We start from the raw sequence: 18,016 nt of genomic DNA, 5'->3' as shown, positions 1-18,016 counted from the left end.
CCCGGATGGACTCCGGGGGAGGGTCAGTAACCCTGCTGGCTCGCGTAGAAGACCAGCCGGTACTTGCCGATCTGCACCTCGTCACCGTTCGACAGCGGGACCTCGTCGATCCGCTCCCGGTTGACGTACGTGCCGTTCAGGCTGCCGACGTCCGCGACCTTGAAGGTGCCGTCCGGGTGGCGACGGAACTCCACGTGGCGCCGCGAGACCGTCACGTCGTCCAGGAAGATGTCGCTCTGCGGATGACGCCCGGCCGTCGTCAGGTCGCCGTCCAGCAGGAAGCGGCTGCCCGAGTTGGGGCCACGACGGACGACCAGCAGCGCGGAACCCGACGGCAGCGCGTCGACCGCGGCCTGCGCCTCCGGGGAGAGCGCCGGCAGCTGGGTCTGCCCGGTGGCCTCGGAGTCGTAGGCCTCGAGACCGGAGATGGAGATGGTGGAGGTCGTCTCCGACGCACGCTCCGGCGTCAGACCGGGACGCAGCGGCGCGCCGCAGTTGGAGCAGAAGCGGCTGTTCTCCGCGTTGCGGTTACCGCACCTCGTACACACCAGGGCCGACATGGGAGAAAACCCTCCACCCGTACTTGAGGTTGACGGTTGGCCGAAACCTATGCCGCCGGACTGTGCGGGGTCAACAGACGCCGCGCCCTGACCTCCGGAAATGTCACCCCCCGGACCGGACACCTGGTCCCGGAACAGCGGCCGCTGGCCCTCTGCGTCGGGCTGTGCGCGATGCCGGGCAGTCGCGTTGTCGCTGCCCTCTCGCGCGCTCTTGCCGAACAACTTCGCAAACAACTTCACGGGCGATTCCCCTTGACCGAAACAGACCCGCCCGTGGGGCAGGACGAACCCTGAATGAATACACCGGCCGACCCGGACACCTTCACAACGTCCGTATCCACCAGACAGTTTCCACCACGCACCACCCGATCGGTGCGTCGACCCCCCGCAACCTCATGCCCCTGCCGGACGGCCCCCATGCACCCCCGGTTCACCGGGCCGACGACCGAGCGTAGTCAGGCTGCTTCGCCGCTCGCAAGGCGTCCACGACGATCTTGTCCGACCGCTCGACGGTCACCGTGGCCTGCTCCTTCTCAAGAGTCTGCACCACGCCTCCAGGGATGTTCAGCGCCGGCTCCAGGTCCTGCGGGTTGCCGATGACCTTGAAACGAAACGGGGCGTTGATCTTGTTCCCGTCGACACTGACGCTGTTGTCCGAATCCGTCAGGTACGTGCCGGCGACCACCCGCACGTCGTCGACCTGGATCGCCTCGGCGCCCGCGGCACGCAGCTCCTGGATCGCGTCGAGCAGCATGTCCGCCTCGACCGTCCCCTTCGTGTCCTCGATCGTCATCGTGATGCCCGGCCCCTGCGCGGCCACCGTGCCCGCGAGGATGCCGAGTTGCTTCTCCTTCTCCACCGTCTGCTTACGGGCCTCCTCCGCCTGGTCGGAGCTGTTCTCCAGCTCCGCCCGCTGCTTCTCGAGTCCCTGCTTCTCGTCCTCAAGACGCTGACTGCGGTCATCCAGTTCATCGAGGATGCGCACAAGATCCTCCTGGCGCGCGCCGCGCAGGGCGTTCCCGCTGTCGCTGTTGGAGGCGACCTGCACGGCCAGACCGAAGCCGAGCCCGAACAGCAGCAGGGCGACGATGAGTTGGGCCCGGGTGACGCGCGGCGGCCACAGCCCCTTCACCAGCCGCTGCCGGCCGGTCAGCACCGGCTCGGCGACCTCCCGGTCCTCCTCGACCGCCACGGGGGGCGCCGGGACCTCCTCCGGCAGTTCCTTGCGCAGCCTGTTCTCGGCCACCTCGTCCTGGTTGCTCATCGTCGTCACGCCCGGAAGACGTGCCGGCGGATCGCCGCGGCGTTGGAGAAGATCCGGATGCCGAGGACGACCACGACACCGGTCGACAGCTGGGCGCCCACGCCCAACTTGTCCCCCAGGAAGACGATCAGCGCGGCCACCACCACGTTCGACAGGAACGACACCACGAAGACCTTGTCGTCGAAGATCCCGTCGAGCATGGCCCGCAGACCGCCGAACACGGCGTCCAGCGCCGCCACGACGGCGATCGGCAGATAAGGCTCGACAACCGCCGGAACCTCGGGCCGGACCAACAGGCCGGCCACGACTCCCACGACGAGGCCCAGTACGGCGATCACGATGTGCCCTTCTCAGTTCTCGGCTCAGCTGTACGTACGATCACACTCGGTGCGGCGGGCAGCCGGACGTCGTCCTTCACGGAAAGGGCCGTCCTGATGCCGTAGTCCTCCTGCAACACGCTCAGATAGACGCCGTCCGCGCTGTTCTGGAACCTGGTGCTGAGGTTTTTCCCGTCCCCCACCGCGAGCACCGTGTACGGCGGCACCAGCGGCTTGTTGTCGACCAGTATCGCGTCACCCGCAGCCCTGATCGCCGACAGCGCCGTCAGCCGTTGTCCGTTGATCGAGACGGCCTCGGCTCCCGACGCCCACAGTCCGTTGACCACCTTCTGCATGTCACGGTCACGGACGCGCCCGGTGTCGGAGAACCCGGAGGTCTCCCGCGGTCCGTCGCCACCGCCCGTGCTGGCTTCCTTGGCGTCGTTGACGACGAGCTTGATCCCGGGCCCGTGCACCTCCACGGCCCCCGACAGCACACTCACCAGATCCGCCTGGCCGCCGCCACCACTGTGCTTGAGCGCCTCGCGCTGCCGGGCGCTCACGTCGTCGCGCAGCCGGTCGACGGTCCGCTCCAGCTCGTCGGCGGCCTTGGTCTCGGCGTCGACGCGGTCCACCAGTTCCTCGCGCTCCTTGGCGACGACCGGGGCCGAGATCCGCGCCTGGGCCGCCCCGACGGTCACCACGAGGGCCGCGAGCACCAGCCCGCCCGCCAGTCCGAGCTTCGCCCGCAGCGTCTTCGGCAGACCACCGGCACCCTCGGACTCCTTGCGGGCGGCGGCCTCTGCGTACCCGTCGTCGAGGCTGTGGTCCATGACGTTGGTGAGCAGCGACATGGAGGCATCCGGACGCGACACGCGCGCGGGTGTGCTCCGAACGGGGGGCGGCTGCGGCATGCCGCACATCGTCGCACGTCGCGACCACTACCTCCGAATGGCCCCACCGCCGAACCGGACAGGCCCCTTCGCGGAGGCCTGTCCGGCACGCGCGTGTTCCGCGCGGATCAGCGTCCGGCGCTGTCCACGACCGAGGACCACTCGTCGAGCAGGGCCTGCGCGGAGGCGTCGTCGGGCCCCTCCGCCCACAGATGGGTGACGGCCTCGGCCGGGTCGGGCAACACCATCACCCAGCGCCCGTCCGTCTCGACCACCCGCACGCCGTCCGTGGTGTCCACGAAGCGGTCTCCGGCCGCCTCGACGACCCGCCGCATCACCAGCCCCTTGACGGCCCAGGGAGTCGCCAGATCCCGCTTCAGGACGTGCGCCCGCGGAATCCGCGCGTCGATCTGGCTGAGCGTGAGCTGTGTCCGCGCGACCAGCCCGATCAGCCGCACGAAAGCCGCCGTACCGTCGAAGACGCTGCTGAACTCGGGGACGATGAAACCGCCCTTGCCGTCCCCGCCGAAGATCGTCGTCTCGTCCCGGCCGACCCGGGTCAGGTCGTCGGGCGACGTCGTCGTCCACTCGACCTGGGTCCCGTGGTACGCCGCCACCTGCTCGGCGATCCGTGTCGTGGTCACCGGCAGCGCCACCCGCCCGCTGCGCCGCTCCGCGGCCACCAGGTCGAGCAGCACCAGCAGGGCCCGGTCGTCCTCGATGATCCGGCCCTTCTCGTCGACGAGCGACAGCCGCTCGCCCACCGGGTCGAACCGCACCCCGAACGCAGCACGCGAGGAGGCCACGATCTCGCCGAGCCGTACGAGCCCCGAGCGCCGCTGATCACCGGTCTCCGTCGGCCTGGCCTCGTTCAGACCGGGATTGATGGTCAGCGAATCCACGCCCAGCTTGCCGAGCAGACTCGGCAGCACCAGCCCCGCACTGCCGTTCGACGCGTCGACCACGACCTTCAGTCCGGACTCCGAGATCCCGGTCGTGTCCACGTTCCGCAGCAGCGACCCGGTGTACGAGTCGAACACACTGGCCGGGAAGTGCAGGTCCCCGATCTCGCCCGGGAAAGCCCGCCGGTACTCCTGCCGGGCGAACACCCGGTCCAGCTTGCGCTGACTGCCCTGGGACAGATCGGCACCCTGCCCGTCGAAGAACATGATGTCCACGGAGTCCGGCACCCCCGGCGAGGTCCGGATCATGATCCCGCCGGCCGACCCCCGCGCGGTCTGCTGCCGCGCCACGGGCAGCGGTACGTTTTCGAGGTCCCGTACGTCGATGGCGCTGGCCTGCAACGCGGAGATCACCGCCCGCTTCAGCGCCCGGGCGCCCCGGGAGTGGTCGCGGGCCGTGGTGACGGTGGAGCCCTTCTTCAAGGTCGTGGCGTAGGCGCCGGCCAGCCGCACCGCCAGCTCCGGGGTGATCTCGACGTTCAGGATGCCCGACACACCGCGGGCGCCGAACAGGTGCGCCTGGCCCCGGGACTCCCAGATCACCGAGGTGTTGACGAACGCGCCGGCCTCGATGGTCTTGAACGGATACACCCGTACATTGCCCTGCACGATCGATTCTTCACCGATCAGGCATTCGTCGCCGATGACGGCACCGTCCTCGATGCGGGCGGCCCGCATGATGTCGGTGTTCTTTCCGACGACACAGCCACGCAGATTGCTGTGCTGCCCGACGTACACGTTGTCGTGCACGACGGCCTTGTGCAGGAACGCGCCGCTCTTGACCACCACGTTCGAGCCGACGACGGTGTGCTCACGGATTTCCGCGCCGGCCTCGACCTTGGCGTAGTCGCCGATGTACAGCGGACCGCGCAGTTCGGCGTCGGGGTGCACTTCGGCACCTTCCGCCACCCAGACTCCGGGGGAGATCTCGAAGCCGTCGAGTTCGACGTCGACCTTGCCCTCCAGCACGTCGGCCTGGGCCTTCACATAGCTCTCGTGGGTGCCCACGTCCTCCCAGTAGCCCTCGGCGATGAAGCCGTAGATCGGTTTGCCCTCCTTCATGAGCTGCGGGAAGACGTCACCGGACCAGTCGACGGGCACGTCGGCCTCGACGTAGTCGAAGACCTCGGGTTCCATGACGTAGATACCGGTGTTCACCGTGTCCGAGAAGACCTGGCCCCAGGTCGGTTTCTCGAGGAAACGCTCGACCTTGCCCTCTTCGTCGACGATGGTGATGCCGAATTCCAGCGGATTGGGCACACGCGTCAGACAGACGGTGACCAGTGCGCCCTTTTCCTTGTGGAAGTTGATCAGCTCGGTGAGGTCGAAGTCGGTGAGAGCGTCGCCGGAGATGACGAGGAAGGCGTCGTCCTTCAACGCCTCTTCCGCGTTCTTGACGCTTCCGGCGGTTCCGAGTGGCTTCTCCTCATTGGCATAGCTGAGCTCCATTCCGAGCTCTTCTCCGTCACCGAAGTAGTTCTTGACCAATGAGGCCAGGAACTGCACGGTGACGACGGTCTCGTTGAGCCCATGCCTTTTGAGCAGCCTCAGGACGTGCTCCATGATCGGCCGGTTGGCCACCGGCAGGAGCGGCTTGGGCATGCTCGAGGTCATCGGGCGAAGGCGTGTGCCTTCGCCTCCGGCCATCACGACGGCCTTCATGTCGGAAGCGTCCTCCTAAAGAGACGACGGTCTAGCCGACTTCACCCATCAAGATTGTCCCGCACTTTTCCGAAGCGGGCCATCGAGCCACTACTGCCCCCGCCCGACGACGGGCTCAGCCGGCCATGGCGTCCGCACGAACGAGGCGGCGGACCTGCACCACGTAGAGGACTCCTGCCCACCAATAGAGCGTTGTACCCCACCCTGCGAACGCCCATCCGAAAATAGCAGCGAGTGACGCCAGCCACCCGCTTCCGTCACTGAGCAGGAGCAACGGGAAGGCGTACATCAGGTTGAAGGTGGCCGCCTTGCCCAGGTAGTTCACCTGCGGCGGCGGATAACCGTGGCGCCTGAGGATGCCCACCATCACCAGCAGGACCAGTTCCCTCGCAAGAAGTACAGCCGTCAACCAGACGGGCAGAATCTCCCGCCAGGTGAGGCCGACCAGGGTCGAAAGAATGTAGAGCCGGTCAGCGGCGGGATCGAGCAGTCGGCCGAGGCTGCTGACCTGGTTCCAGCGCCGGGCGAGCTTCCCGTCCAGGTAGTCGCTGATGCCGCTCAGAGCCAGCACCAGGAGGGCCCAGCCGTCGCTCTGGGGACCCCCGAACTCAGGCCTGAGGATCAGCCACAGGAAGAGGGGCACGCCGAGGAGACGCGCCATGCTCAGGATGTTCGGGATGGTGAGGACCCGGTCTGTCTGGACGCGGGTCTCCTGGACCTCCACCCGGGGGCCTCCATAGAAAACGTGCCAACGATGCCCCCTGACCCTACCTCAACGCAAAAAAGCTCTGGCTCCTGGGCCAGGTGGGCCCAAGAGCCAGAGCTCTAAAAGGAGTTCGGCGGTGTCCTACTCTCCCACAGGGTCCCCCCTGCAGTACCATCGGCGCTGTGAGGCTTAGCTTCCGGGTTCGGAATGTAACCGGGCGTTTCCCTCACGCTATGACCACCGAAACACTATGAAACTGTCAGCCGCACCGTATGTGGCATACGGGGCTGTTCGTGGTTTCAGAACCAACACAGTGGACGCGAGCAACTGAGGACAAGCCCTCGGCCTATTAGTACCGGTCACCTCCACACATTACTGTGCTTCCAGATCCGGCCTATCAACCCAGTCGTCTACTGGGAGCCTTACCCCATCAAGTGGGTGGGAGTCCTCATCTCGAAGCAGGCTTCCCGCTTAGATGCTTTCAGCGGTTATCCCTCCCGAACGTAGCCAACCAGCCATGCCCTTGGCAGAACAACTGGCACACCAGAGGTTCGTCCGTCCCGGTCCTCTCGTACTAGGGACAGCCCTTCTCAAGACTCCTACGCGCACAGCGGATAGGGACCGAACTGTCTCACGACGTTCTAAACCCAGCTCGCGTACCGCTTTAATGGGCGAACAGCCCAACCCTTGGGACCGACTCCAGCCCCAGGATGCGACGAGCCGACATCGAGGTGCCAAACCATCCCGTCGATATGGACTCTTGGGGAAGATCAGCCTGTTATCCCCGGGGTACCTTTTATCCGTTGAGCGACGGCGCTTCCACAAGCCACCGCCGGATCACTAGTCCCGACTTTCGTCCCTGCTCGACCCGTCGGTCTCACAGTCAAGCTCCCTTGTGCACTTACACTCAACACCTGATTGCCAACCAGGCTGAGGGAACCTTTGGGCGCCTCCGTTACTCTTTAGGAGGCAACCGCCCCAGTTAAACTACCCATCAGACACTGTCCCTGATCCGGATCACGGACCCAGGTTAGACATCCAGCACGACCAGAGTGGTATTTCAACGACGACTCCACCTGAACTGGCGTCCAAGCTTCACAGTCTCCCACCTATCCTACACAAGCCGAACCGAACACCAATATCAAACTGTAGTAAAGGTCCCGGGGTCTTTCCGTCCTGCTGCGCGAAACGAGCATCTTTACTCGTAGTGCAATTTCACCGGGCCTATGGTTGAGACAGTCGAGAAGTCGTTACGCCATTCGTGCAGGTCGGAACTTACCCGACAAGGAATTTCGCTACCTTAGGATGGTTATAGTTACCACCGCCGTTTACTGGCGCTTAAGTTCTCAGCTTCGCCGAGACGAATCTCGACTAACCGGTCCCCTTAACGTTCCAGCACCGGGCAGGCGTCAGTCCGTATACATCGCCTTACGGCTTCGCACGGACCTGTGTTTTTAGTAAACAGTCGCTTCTCGCTGGTCTCTGCGGCCACCCCCAGCTCGGAGAGCAAGTCCCCTCACCAGACGTGGCCCCCCTTCTCCCGAAGTTACGGGGGCATTTTGCCGAGTTCCTTAACCATAGTTCACCCGAACGCCTCGGTATTCTCTACCTGACCACCTGAGTCGGTTTAGGGTACGGGCCGCCATGAAACTCGCTAGAGGCTTTTCTCGACAGCATAGGATCATCCACTTCACCACAATCGGCTCGGCATCAGGTCTCAGCCACATGTACGACGGATTTACCTATCGCACGGCCTACACCCTTACCCCGGGACAACCACCGCCCGGGCTGGACTACCTTCCTGCGTCACCCCATCACTCACCTACTGCAAGTCTGGTCCGTCGGCTCCACCACTCCCCCTTGCCCGAAGGCTCCGGGGCGGCTTCACGGACTTAGCATCGCCTGGTTCGATGTTTGACGCTTCACAGCGGGTACCGGAATATCAACCGGTTATCCATCGACTACGCCTGTCGGCCTCGCCTTAGGTCCCGACTTACCCTGGGCAGATCAGCTTGACCCAGGAACCCTTAGTCAATCGGCGCACACGTTTCTCACGTGTGAATCGCTACTCATGCCTGCATTCTCACTCGTGAACCGTCCACAACTACCTTCCGGTGCTGCTTCACCCGGCACACGACGCTCCCCTACCCATCACAGCACCCGTTGGGGCTATATACTGCAATGACACGACTTCGGCGGTACGCTTGAGCCCCGCTACATTGTCGGCGCGGAATCACTAGACCAGTGAGCTATTACGCACTCTTTCAAGGGTGGCTGCTTCTAAGCCAACCTCCTGGTTGTCTCTGCGACTCCACATCCTTTCCCACTTAGCGTACGCTTAGGGGCCTTAGTCGATGCTCTGGGCTGTTTCCCTCTCGACCATGGAGCTTATCCCCCACAGTCTCACTGCCGCGCTCTCACTTACCGGCATTCGGAGTTTGGCTAAGGTCAGTAACCCGGTAGGGCCCATCGCCTATCCAGTGCTCTACCTCCGGCAAGAAACACACGACGCTGCACCTAAATGCATTTCGGGGAGAACCAGCTATCACGGAGTTTGATTGGCCTTTCACCCCTAACCACAGGTCATCCCCCAGGTTTTCAACCCTGGTGGGTTCGGTCCTCCACGAAGTCTTACCTCCGCTTCAACCTGCCCATGGCTAGATCACTCCGCTTCGGGTCTTGAGCGTGCTACTGAAACGCCCTGTTCGGACTCGCTTTCGCTACGGCTACCCCACCCGGGTTAACCTCGCAACACACCGCAAACTCGCAGGCTCATTCTTCAAAAGGCACGCAGTCACGAGGTAGGAACAAGTTCCTACCCGACGCTCCCACGGCTTGTAGGCACACGGTTTCAGGTACTATTTCACTCCGCTCCCGCGGTACTTTTCACCATTCCCTCACGGTACTATCCGCTATCGGTCACCAGGGAATATTTAGGCTTAGCGGGTGGTCCCGCCAGATTCACACGGGATTTCTCGGGCCCCGTGCTACTTGGGTGTCTCTCAAACGAGCCGCTGACGTTTCGACTACGGGGGTCTTACCCTCTACGCCGGACCTTTCGCATGTCCTTCGCCTACATCAACGGTTTCTGACTCGTCCCACGGCCGGCAGACCGTGGAAGAGAGATCCCACAACCCCGCATGCGCAACCCCTGCCGGGTCTCACACGCATACGGTTTGGCCTCATCCGGTTTCGCTCGCCACTACTCCCGGAATCACGGTTGTTTTCTCTTCCTGCGGGTACTGAGATGTTTCACTTCCCCGCGTTCCCTCCACACTGCCTATGTGTTCAGCAGCGGGTGACAGCCCATGACGACTGCCGGGTTTCCCCATTCGGAAACCCCCGGATCAAAGCCTGGTTGACGACTCCCCGGGGACTATCGTGGCCTCCCACGTCCTTCATCGGTTCCTGGTGCCAAGGCATCCACCGTGCGCCCTTAAAAACTTGGCCACAGATGCTCGCGTCCACTGTGCAGTTCTCAAACAACGACCAGCCACCCATCACCCCCGAGCAACAACCCGGAGTTCACTGGGGCCGGCATCCGAGGGTTCATTCCCTCAGACACCCAACAGCGTGCCCGACCCGATCTGTCAGTCCTCTCCACGTTCCACGCCGAAGCAGTACTAGCAGGAGACATCCAGACCGTGCCGAATAATCAACGTTCCACCCATGAGCAACCAGCACCGGACGTTCGCCGGTGTACTGGCCTCTGGACCGCAGAGCGGCCTAGAAGTGCTCCTTAGAAAGGAGGTGATCCAGCCGCACCTTCCGGTACGGCTACCTTGTTACGACTTCGTCCCAATCGCCAGTCCCACCTTCGACAGCTCCCTCCCACAAGGGGTTGGGCCACCGGCTTCGGGTGTTACCGACTTTCGTGACGTGACGGGCGGTGTGTACAAGGCCCGGGAACGTATTCACCGCAGCAATGCTGATCTGCGATTACTAGCAACTCCGACTTCATGGGGTCGAGTTGCAGACCCCAATCCGAACTGAGACAGGCTTTTTGAGATTCGCTCCACCTCACGGTTTCGCAGCTCTTTGTACCTGCCATTGTAGCACGTGTGCAGCCCAAGACATAAGGGGCATGATGACTTGACGTCGTCCCCACCTTCCTCCGAGTTGACCCCGGCGGTCTCCTGTGAGTCCCCATCACCCCGAAGGGCATGCTGGCAACACAGGACAAGGGTTGCGCTCGTTGCGGGACTTAACCCAACATCTCACGACACGAGCTGACGACAGCCATGCACCACCTGTACACCGACCACAAGGGGGGCACTATCTCTAATGCTTTCCGGTGTATGTCAAGCCTTGGTAAGGTTCTTCGCGTTGCGTCGAATTAAGCCACATGCTCCGCTGCTTGTGCGGGCCCCCGTCAATTCCTTTGAGTTTTAGCCTTGCGGCCGTACTCCCCAGGCGGGGAACTTAATGCGTTAGCTGCGGCACCGACGACGTGGAATGTCGCCAACACCTAGTTCCCACCGTTTACGGCGTGGACTACCAGGGTATCTAATCCTGTTCGCTCCCCACGCTTTCGCTCCTCAGCGTCAGTAATGGCCCAGAGATCCGCCTTCGCCACCGGTGTTCCTCCTGATATCTGCGCATTTCACCGCTACACCAGGAATTCCGATCTCCCCTACCACACTCTAGCTAGCCCGTATCGAATGCAGACCCGGGGTTAAGCCCCGGGCTTTCACACCCGACGTGACAAGCCGCCTACGAGCTCTTTACGCCCAATAATTCCGGACAACGCTTGCGCCCTACGTATTACCGCGGCTGCTGGCACGTAGTTAGCCGGCGCTTCTTCTGCAGGTACCGTCACTTTCGCTTCTTCCCTGCTGAAAGAGGTTTACAACCCGAAGGCCGTCATCCCTCACGCGGCGTCGCTGCATCAGGCTTTCGCCCATTGTGCAATATTCCCCACTGCTGCCTCCCGTAGGAGTCTGGGCCGTGTCTCAGTCCCAGTGTGGCCGGTCGCCCTCTCAGGCCGGCTACCCGTCGTCGCCTTGGTGAGCCGTTACCTCACCAACAAGCTGATAGGCCGCGGGCTCATCCTTCACCGCCGGAGCTTTCGACCCTCACAGATGCCTGCGAGAGTGATATCCGGTATTAGACCCCGTTTCCAGGGCTTGTCCCAGAGTGAAGGGCAGATTGCCCACGTGTTACTCACCCGTTCGCCACTAATCCACCCCGAAGGGCTTCATCGTTCGACTTGCATGTGTTAAGCACGCCGCCAGCGTTCGTCCTGAGCCAGGATCAAACTCTCCGTGAATGCTTTTCACGGGAGCGGAACAGTCGGAGGAATGATCCGACCGTTCACAGCGTCCTCGCTGTATTTTTTCAAAGGAACCTCATCCTCGGCTATCACTGCCGGGGACGGGGTATCAACTAATCTGGCGTTGATTTTTGGCACGCTGTTGAGTTCTCAAGGAACGAAAGCTTCCTTTGTACTCACCCTCTCGGGCTTTCCTCCGGGCTTCCCTTCGGTGTTTCCAACACTATCAGGCTTTTTCCGCCCTCCTGACCACCGTTCCGCAGGCATGCGGAAGATGATCCAGAGTTGGGATCCATCAGAGTTGGTTGCCGCCCTGTTAAGCGCGCTCGATCGCGTCGCTCACCCTCAGGCAGGAGTACGACTGTACACGGGGCCGCGGATCGCACGCAAATCCACTACGCTGGTGGTCTAGACCACGGATCGGGCTCTCGTGCGGAACCGGTAGTTCATCTGACATACCCTGCTGCACAGTGCGCCGTCCGGGACAAGCAGTGACGACCCTGTACATCTCCACCCCTGGGAGGCTTCCCATGACCACCGTGACGTCCCCTCTTGCAGGACGCGCCATCGGACTGGCCGCGGTGCCCGATCCGGTCTTCTCCGGAGCCATGGTCGGCCCCGGTACCGCGATCGACCCGGTGCGCGAACCCTCCGAGGCCGTGGCGCCCGTGGACGGGGTGATCGTCTCCCTCCACCCGCACGCCTTCGTCGTCGTCGACTCCGAGGGACACGGTGTGCTCACCCACCTCGGTATCGACACCGTGCAGCTCAACGGTGAGGGCTTCGAGCTCCTCGTGAACAAGGGCGACACCGTGACCCGCGGTCAGGCCGTCGTGCGCTGGAACCCCGCCGCGGTCGAGGAGAGCGGCAAGTCTCCCGTGTGCCCCGTCGTGGCCCTGGAGGCCACGGCCGAGGCCCTCGGCGAGCTCCGCGAGGACGGCGACATGAAGGCCGGCGACCTTCTCTTTACCTGGCAGTGATGCCGACGCCGCCCCACGGGGCGGCACAGAGGACAACCAACGCGGCGGAGGGACCCGCCGCTCTATCGGAGACAGGTGAGATGGAGACAACGCTGCGAGGCGTCGGCGTGAGCCACGGTGTGGCGATCGGCGAGGTCCGGCACATGGGAACGGCGGTGCTCGAGCCGCCTGCCAAGCAGATACCGGCCGAGGAGGCGGAGCGCGAACAGGGGCGCGCGCGCCAGGCCGTGGAGGCCGTCGCGGCCGATCTGACGGCGCGCGGCAACCTGGCGGGCGGCGAGGCCCAGGCGGTGCTCGAAGCGCAGGCCATGATGGCTCAGGACCCCGAGCTGATGGTGGACGTGGAGCGGCGTATCGCCGTCGGCAGCACGGCCGAGCGGGCCGTGTACGACGCGTTCGCCGCGTATCGCGAGCTGTTGGCGGGGGCCGGCGAGTACCTCGCGGGGCGGGTGGCCGACCTCGACGACGTGCGGAACCGTATCGTCGCCCGTCTGCTGGGCGTCCCGATGCCGGGCGTCCCGGACAGCGACGAGCCGTACGTACTGGTGGCCCGAGACCTGGCGCCGGCCGACACGGCGTTGCTCGACCCGACCCTGGTGCTCGGCTTCGTGACCGAGGAGGGCGGTCCCACCAGCCACAGCGCGATCCTGGCGCGCGCGCTCGGTGTGCCGGCTGTCGTGGCGCTGCCGGGCGCCGGTGAGCTGGCCGAGGGCACGATGATCGCGGTCGACGGCAGCACCGGCGAGATCTTCGTGCACCCGAGCGAGGAGAAGAAGGACCAGCTCCGGGCTGCGGTCGCGGAGCGCAAGGCCGCGCTGGCGGGGGCGACCGGTCCGGGTGCGACGGCCGACGGGCACAAGGTGCCGCTGCTGGCGAACGTCGGTGGACCGGCGGACGTGCCGGCCGCCGTCGAGGCGGGGGCCGAGGGCGTCGGGCTGTTCCGTACCGAGTTCCTCTTCCTCGACGACAGCAAGAACGCGCCCTCCGAGGAGAAGCAGGTCGAGGCCTACCGCCAGGTGCTCGAAGCCTTCCCCGAGGGGCGGGTCGTCGTGCGGGTGCTCGACGCGGGCGCCGACAAGCCGCTGGACTTCCTGACCCCGGCCGACGAACCGAACCCGGCGCTGGGCGTGCGGGGTCTGCGCACGCTGCTGGACCACCCCGACGTGCTGCGGACGCAGCTGACGGCGCTGGCCACGGCCGGCGAGGGTCTGCCGGTCCACCTCGAGGTGATGGCCCCGATGGTGGCGGACCGTGCCGACGCCAAGGCGTTCGCGGACGCGTGCCGGGAGGCCGGGCTGCGGGCGAAGTTCGGAGCCATGGTGGAGATCCCGTCCGCCGCGCTGCGAGCCCGTTCGATTCTGCGGGAGGTCGAGTTCCTGTCGCTGGGCACGAATGACCTCGCCCAGTACACGTTCGCCGCGGACCGGCAGGTGGGGGCGGTGTCCCGGCTGCAGGATCCGTGGCAGCCCGCGCTTCTCGACCTGGTTGCGCTGGCGGCCGAGGCGGCCGGGGCCGAGGGCAAGAGCTGTGGGGTGTGCGGTGAGGCGGCGTCCGACCCGCTGCTCGCCTGTGTGCTGACCGGTCTGGGCGTCACCTCTCTCTCCATGGGTGCGGCGTCGATTCCGTATGTGCGGGCGACGCTGGCGAAGTACACGCTGGCGCAGTGCGAGCGGGCGGCTGCGGCGGCGCGGGCGACGGACAGCGCCGCTGAGGCGCGGAGCGCGGCCCAGGCCGTGCTGTCCGGCGAGTAGGTGCTCGGGCCGGCCTCCGGTAGGTGATCAGGGGCGCTCCGCTTTCGAGTGGAGCGCCCCTTCACGTGTCGGTTCAGTGGTGGTGGCCGGGTCGGGGGTCCTCCTCCAGGTCCGGCGGGACGCTGTAGTCGACTCCGGACTCGGGGGCGATGAGGTCGCCGGATTCGGCGTCGGTGCAGTAGGCGTCGAAGACCTCGCCGGCGGTCAGGGGTTCGAGACCGTCGCCGCGCATGCGCCAGCCGTAGACCCGGTCGGGGCCGCCGGGTGTGCTCGTGCGCATGACCAGGCCACCGGGGCCGCGGGTGGCGAGGCCGAGGGCGAGGACGGTGATGAACTCCAGGGCTTCGGCCCCGTCGACCTGTTCCGTGCTGTCGGTCTCGTCGTCGGCGTGGAGGGCGGCGACGAGGGTTTCGGGTGTTCCCGTGACGCTGCAGACGAGGTGCCGGCCGCCGGGCGGGGCCGTGTCGAGGATGCGGACGACGAGGTCGGAGGCGCGTTGGAAGGCGGCGCGGCCGATGTCCTCGCCGCAGGTGGCGCAGGCCCCGAGGCGGGCCAGCAGGGTGGCAGCGTACTCCCAGGTGGCCTGGCGTACGGCTTCGTCGACGAGGGCGGGGAGGAGGTCGGCGAGGGGCTGGCCGTCGTAGGGGATGGTGGGGCCGGTGGTCGCCAGCTGGGCGGTGAAGCGGCTGCGGCTGGCGGGGAGGTCGGGGTCGAGGTGGCCTGCGGCGCAGAAGTCGGCGTATTCCTGCGGGTCGAAGAGGGCGACGGTGGTGTGCGTGCCCTGCAGGGCGCGGACCCGGAGGAGGTCTTCGACCTGCCGGAGGTAGGTGGGGTGGTCGTCGAAGGTGAAGCTGCGGTAGCGCTTCATGGCGCGGAAGTCGTGTTCGTCGGTGAGCAGGCCGATGGTGCCGGCGATTTCGCGGCGCAGGACGCGGCGCATGAGCTGACGGTCGGTGAGTGCCATGTTTCCCCCTGTGTGCATGGTCGATCAATGTTCACTCACAGTAATCGGAGCCACTGACAATGGGCCTCGTGTGAGGCGTTCGCGGACCAGTCGATGCTGGATTGCGCAGGTGAGGGCGATGGCGGTGCCGAAGGAGAGCCAGCCGAGGGGGCCGGTGGCGATGGCCGCGGTGACGGCGAGTGGTCCGATGCTGCGCTGGGCGGACTGGGCCAGGCCGTGGACTCCGAGGTAGGCGCCCTGGGCGGTGTCGGGGGCCAGGGCGACGGAGAGTTCCCAGGAGACCGTGGCGTGGAGGATCTCGGCGAGCGTGAACAGGGCGGCCGCTGCGGTGAGGAACAGGGTGGTGGTGACGGTTCCGCCGGTCGGGGAGGCGGCCATGGCGATGCCCGCGAGGACGAAGGCCGCCGAGAGCGGGGCGAGGAGGCGGCGGGCTGCGGTCGTGGTGGCGCCGAAGCGCGCCAGGGGGACCTGGAGGGCCACGACCATCACATTGTTGAGGACCATGAGCAGGGGGGCGAGGCCATGGGGTGCCGTGTCGGTGTGGGCGATCCAGAGGGGCAGGCCGACCTTGAACACGGCGTCGTCGAGGAAGAGCACGGTGTCGGTGGCGACGTAGGCCAGATACGTGCGGTCGCGCCAGGGGCTGGTGGGCGCGGCGGTGGTCCGCGGGGCCTTGGAGGTGGTCACCGTGCGGGTGTGGGAGCGGGGTTCGCCGACGCGGAGGGTGAGCAGGGCGCAGGCGACGAAGGAGAGGGCGTCGCCCGCGAGGAGCCAGCGGTAGGCGGCTGTGGTGCCGAGCGCCAGTGCGGCTGCGGCGGCGAGGCCGCCGAGGGCCCAGCCGACGTTGGCGACGGTGCGTTGGAGGGCCTGGTAGCGGACGCGGTCGGGGCCGGCGACGCGGGTGGCGTAGAGCTTGGTGAGGACGTTGGCGGCGCGGTCGCCGAGGCTGCCGAGGGAGCAGTAGGCGACGAGGAGGGCGTAGTGGTCGGTGGTCAGCAGGGCGAAGGAGGTGAGGGCGCGGAGCAGTTGGACGGTGACGAGGACGCGGGTGGCCGGGAAGCGGTCCGCCAGGCGGCCGCCGAGGGGGGCGCCGGCGATTCCGGCGGCTCCGGCCACGGCGACGAGGGTGCCGATCTGGGCGACGGAGAGGCCCGAGACGTAGGTGAAGTACAGGACGCTGACGGATGCCCACAGTCCGCTGCCGACGCGGTCGACGAGGGCGATGGTCAGCATGCGGCGCCCGTCGCGTCCTCCGGGTGTGCCGCGGGTCCAGGTGATGGCGCGGTGGATCATTCGCACGGGCTCCCCCTTGCCGCGAATTATGTATTGATACATACTTGGCACTGTGGCAACACAATATGCGATCAGTGGTACGACGGCCAAGGGGATTGCCGCGTCCGTCGAGCGGGGCGTGGCCGAGGGCGCGTTGGGGCCGGGGGCCGCGCTGCCTCCGGTACGGCGGCTGGCGGACGAGCTCGGGGTGAGTCCCGGGACGGTCGCCACGGCCTACACGGAGCTGCGGCGGCGGGGCATCGTCGTCACACGCGGGCGGGGCGGCACGGTGGTGGCGCCGGTTCCCGCGGTGGCCTCACGCAGGCCGCCAAGGGTGCCGGAGGGGTTGCGCGACCTGGCCGGCGGCCATCCCGATCCGCAGCTGCTGCCCGCGCTGGTGCCTCCCACGCGGCTGTCCCCCGGGGCCCGTTCGCATCGCGCGGCGCCCCGGCTGGAGCGGCTGGAGGAGGCCGTACGGGACTGGCTGCGGCCCGACGGCGTACCGGTGGAGCAGGTGACGTTCGCGCACGGCGCGCTGGATCTGGTCGGCCGGCTGCTGTCCGTGGAACTCCGGCCGGGGGACGCCGTGGCCATGGAGGATCCCGGCTACCACCATCTGCTGGATCTGGTCACGGCCCTGGGGCTGCGGATCGTGCCGGTGGCCGTGGACGACCAGGGGCTTCGTCCGGAGGCGCTCCGCACCGCCGTACGGTCGGGGGTGCGCGCGCTGGTGTGCAGTCCCCGTGCGCAGAACCCTAGGGGGGGCTGTTTCTCCGAGGCGCGCCGGGACGAGCTCGTCGAGGTGCTGCGGGGCGAGCCGGATCTGCTGGTCGTCGAGAACGACCATGCCTCGGCGATCGCGGACGCGCCGCTGTGGTCGCTCACGTCGGGCGGGCTGTCGCGCTGGGTGCACGTACGCACGGTGAGCAAGTTCCTCGGGACCGACCTGCGGTGGGCGGCGGCGGCCTGTGACCCGGTCACGCTGGCGCGGCACGACGGGCGACTGCTGCTGACGTCCGGGTGGGTCAGCCACCTCCTCCAGGAGACGGTGTACGGCTTGCTGACCGACGACGGCACGCGCGCGTTGGTGTCCCGCGCGCGGGAGACGTACGCCCGGCGCCGGGCCGCGCTGCTGCGGGAGCTGGCGGCCCACGGCCTCGCGGCGCACGGGGCGAGCGGGATGAACGTGTGGGTGCCCGTGCGGGACGAGTCGGCCGTGGTGAACGGCTTGCGGTCGCAGGGCTGGTGGGTGGCGGCGGGAGCCCGGTTCCGGCTGGCGTCGGAGCCGGGTGTGCGGATCTCCGTGGCCGAGCTGGAACCCGTGGACGCGGCACGGCTGGCCTCGGACTTCGCCGCGGTCCTGGGCGAGTCCGAGGCCACCTACGGCGGCTGAGCGTCCTGGCGGGACGCGGC

Annotated in this window: 11 protein-coding genes and 3 rRNA genes; 3 read left to right on the top strand and 11 right to left on the bottom strand. The window is 66.3% G+C overall.

Annotated features, from left to right (window positions below; genetic code table 11):
- Window positions 1-23: 23 nt before the first annotated feature.
- The 9 genes from U5640_RS37890 to U5640_RS37850 form a co-directional block, all read right to left on the bottom strand.
- A complete protein-coding gene (locus U5640_RS37890; protein ID WP_340385573.1) occupies window positions 24-908 on the bottom strand; it encodes an FHA domain-containing protein in 885 nt (294 codons plus the stop codon).
- Between the two features lie 82 nt (window positions 909-990).
- Window positions 991-1,824, bottom strand: a complete 834-nt coding sequence (locus U5640_RS37885; protein ID WP_340385571.1) for a DUF881 domain-containing protein — start codon at window positions 1,822-1,824, stop codon at window positions 991-993.
- A 5-nt stretch (window positions 1,825-1,829) separates the two neighbouring features.
- Window positions 1,830-2,162, bottom strand: coding sequence for a small basic family protein (locus tag U5640_RS37880; protein ID WP_003988855.1), 333 nt, complete (start codon window positions 2,160-2,162; stop codon window positions 1,830-1,832).
- Entirely contained in the window at window positions 2,159-3,064 is a 906-nt protein-coding gene (locus U5640_RS37875; protein WP_340383346.1) for a DUF881 domain-containing protein, read from the bottom strand. The genes U5640_RS37880 and U5640_RS37875 overlap by 4 nt, the downstream gene beginning before the upstream one ends.
- Window positions 3,065-3,162: 98 nt before the next feature.
- Window positions 3,163-5,658, bottom strand: coding sequence for a mannose-1-phosphate guanyltransferase (locus U5640_RS37870; RefSeq protein WP_067256259.1), 2,496 nt, complete (start codon window positions 5,656-5,658; stop codon window positions 3,163-3,165).
- 115 nt (window positions 5,659-5,773) lie between these two features.
- Window positions 5,774-6,382, bottom strand: coding sequence for a CDP-alcohol phosphatidyltransferase family protein (locus tag U5640_RS37865; protein ID WP_067256261.1), 609 nt, complete (start codon window positions 6,380-6,382; stop codon window positions 5,774-5,776).
- 110 nt (window positions 6,383-6,492) lie between these two features.
- A 5S ribosomal RNA gene (gene rrf, locus U5640_RS37860) occupies window positions 6,493-6,609 on the bottom strand.
- Window positions 6,610-6,693: 84 nt separating this feature from the next.
- A 23S ribosomal RNA gene (locus tag U5640_RS37855) occupies window positions 6,694-9,814 on the bottom strand.
- A 293-nt stretch (window positions 9,815-10,107) separates the two neighbouring features.
- Window positions 10,108-11,633, bottom strand: a 16S ribosomal RNA gene (locus tag U5640_RS37850).
- The 16S, 23S and 5S rRNA genes sit together here, the layout of an rRNA operon.
- 533 nt (window positions 11,634-12,166) lie before the next feature.
- On the opposite strand from U5640_RS37850, the gene U5640_RS37845 reads away from it, so the two are divergent.
- Complete coding sequence (locus tag U5640_RS37845; RefSeq protein ID WP_340383340.1) at window positions 12,167-12,616, top strand: PTS glucose transporter subunit IIA; 450 nt, start codon at window positions 12,167-12,169, stop codon at window positions 12,614-12,616.
- A gap of 80 nt (window positions 12,617-12,696) precedes the next feature.
- Window positions 12,697-14,367 (top strand): phosphoenolpyruvate--protein phosphotransferase, encoded by a 1,671-nt coding sequence (gene ptsP, locus U5640_RS37840; RefSeq protein WP_340383338.1) that lies wholly within the window; start codon window positions 12,697-12,699, stop codon window positions 14,365-14,367.
- 73 nt (window positions 14,368-14,440) lie between these two features.
- Here ptsP and U5640_RS37835 read toward each other — a convergent pair whose 3' ends face one another.
- Both U5640_RS37835 and U5640_RS37830 read right to left on the bottom strand, forming a co-directional pair.
- Window positions 14,441-15,331, bottom strand: coding sequence for a hypothetical protein (locus tag U5640_RS37835; protein ID WP_340383336.1), 891 nt, complete (start codon window positions 15,329-15,331; stop codon window positions 14,441-14,443).
- Window positions 15,332-15,355: 24 nt separating this feature from the next.
- Window positions 15,356-16,624 (bottom strand): MFS transporter, encoded by a 1,269-nt coding sequence (locus U5640_RS37830; protein WP_340385569.1) that lies wholly within the window; start codon window positions 16,622-16,624, stop codon window positions 15,356-15,358.
- Between the two features lie 52 nt (window positions 16,625-16,676).
- On the opposite strand from U5640_RS37830, the gene U5640_RS37825 reads away from it, so the two are divergent.
- Window positions 16,677-17,996, top strand: a complete 1,320-nt coding sequence (locus U5640_RS37825) for an aminotransferase class I/II-fold pyridoxal phosphate-dependent enzyme (RefSeq protein WP_340383334.1) — start codon at window positions 16,677-16,679, stop codon at window positions 17,994-17,996.
- The last annotated feature ends 20 nt before the right edge of the window (window positions 17,997-18,016 follow it).

It is taken from the genome of Streptomyces sp. SS7 (assembly GCF_037993025.1).
Classification (GTDB): Bacteria; Actinomycetota; Actinomycetes; order Streptomycetales; family Streptomycetaceae; genus Streptomyces.
Note: the sequence above shows the minus strand (reverse complement) of the source record. Positions and strands in the feature narration are given on the sequence as shown.